Genomic DNA, 1,735 nt, shown 5'->3' with positions numbered 1-1,735 from the left:
CCCCCAAGGTGCCGGGGGGCACCCCGTCTCCGCGGCCCCCCCCCGGCCCGCCCCGCCCCCCCCGCCCGCCCCTCCCGCGGGCGCGGGCGCCGCCCGCCCCCCCGTCCCGGGGGGTGACGTTCCGGTTCCCCGGGGGGACCGCTTTCCCGCCGGCCCCACCGTTCCCGCCGAATAGCGTGCCGGAGGCGCCGGCCCCGCCATTGCCGGCGGTGGCGGTGCCCGCGGAGGCGCCCCCAACGAGGGGCCTAAGGATTGTCGCGTCGCCGCCGGCCCCGCCGGCTCCGCCGGACCCGCCAGGTCCGGTGCCGCTGGTGCCGTTGGCGCCGGCGTGGCCGATGGCGTTTCCGGTGCCGGAGTTGCTCGCCGAACCGCCCGCGCCACCCGCGCCGCCCCGGGCGCCGGTGCCGCCGCTCCCGGCAGTGCCGCCGATGGCGTCTCCGGCGCCGGCGTTGAACCCAGCGCCGCCGATGCCACCGGCTCCACCGGTGCCGGTGGCACCGGTGGCATCGCCGCCGGCTCCACCTTGGCCGCCGATGGCATCGACCGTAGCGGCGCCGTTAGAGACGAACGCATTACCACCGCGCCCACCGACCCCGAATTTGCCTCCGTTGTCGACGCCGATACCGCCAGCTCCGCCTTGGCCGCCGATGGCATCGACCGTAGAGGCGCCGTTAGCGATTTCGGCGGTGCCGCCGGTGCCGCCGGCACCGCCGCCGAGGGTGCTGCCTGCGCCGCCGTTGCCGCCGGTGCCGGCGATGATGTTCCCGGTTCCTCCGGTGTAGGCCCCGCCGCCCTTGCCGCCGGACCCGCCGGCGGCGCCGTCGCCACCGCTGCCGCCGTCGCCGGCGGTCGCGGTAGCCGTAGACTCGCTGTTCAATATGCTCGCGGCGCCGCCAGCACCTCCGGCCCCGCCGCCGCCGGAGGCGCCCCCGCTGGTGCCGGACGCACCGGCGTGCCCGATGGCGCTTCCGGTTCCGAAGGCGAGCGCGCCACCACCGTTGCCACCGGCCCCGCCGGCCGCCGGGCCCGCGCCGCCGACGCCGGGGGCGCCGCCGATGGCGCTTCCGGCACCGTGGTTAATCGCAAGACCGCCGGTGCCGCCTGCGCCGCCGATACCGCTGGTGGCGTCGCCGCCCGCGCCACCGGTGCCACCGATAGCGGTAACCGTGGAGGAGCTGCGGCCGATTTCCGCGACGCCGCCGGTGCCGCCCCTGCCGCCCATGTTGATGCCGGTACCGCCATGGCCGCCGTTGCCGGCGGTGATGGTTCCGCGTCCCTCGTGGTCCGCCCCGCCGCCGTCGCCACCATGCCCGCCGATGAAGCCGTCGCCACCGGCACCGCCATCACCTGCGGTGGCCGTCCCCTTGGAGCTGGTGTTCACGATAGTTGCGTCGCCACCGGCACCGCCGTTGCCGCCGACACCGGTGGAGCCACCGGCGCCGCCGTTGCCGCCGTTGCCGCCGATGGCGTTTGCGGCTCCGGTCTCTGTATCACTGGCCCCGGAGCCGCCGTCACCACCGTTGCCGCTGCCAGCGCCGGCACCGCCGTCACCGCCGTTGCCGCCCGCACCTGCCAGGGAACCGCCGGACCCGCCGTTACCGCCTCTCCCCCCGTCGCCGGTGCCGGCGGCGTCACCGCCCGCCCCGCCGGTGCCGCCGTTGCCGTACGCGCCGCCGGCCCCGCCAAGCCCGCCGTCTGTCTCTTATCCACCTCTGCCGCTGCCGCCGCGCCCCCC

2 pseudogenes are annotated in these 1,735 nt (G+C 77.8%); both read right to left on the bottom strand.

Annotated features, from left to right (window positions below):
• A pseudogene (locus tag MSIMFI_RS27565) lies at positions 1 to 1,381 on the bottom strand (PE family protein); the annotation flags it as partial.
• A pseudogene (locus MSIMFI_RS29160) lies at positions 1,378 to 1,735 on the bottom strand (PE family protein); the annotation flags it as partial. The pseudogenes MSIMFI_RS29160 and MSIMFI_RS27565, both read right to left, overlap by 4 nt.

This window comes from Mycobacterium simulans (assembly GCF_900232995.1).
GTDB classification, from domain to species: domain Bacteria; phylum Actinomycetota; class Actinomycetes; order Mycobacteriales; family Mycobacteriaceae; genus Mycobacterium; species Mycobacterium simulans.
The sequence above is the reverse complement of the archived record's forward strand: the minus strand, read 5'-3'. Positions and strand labels throughout refer to the sequence as shown.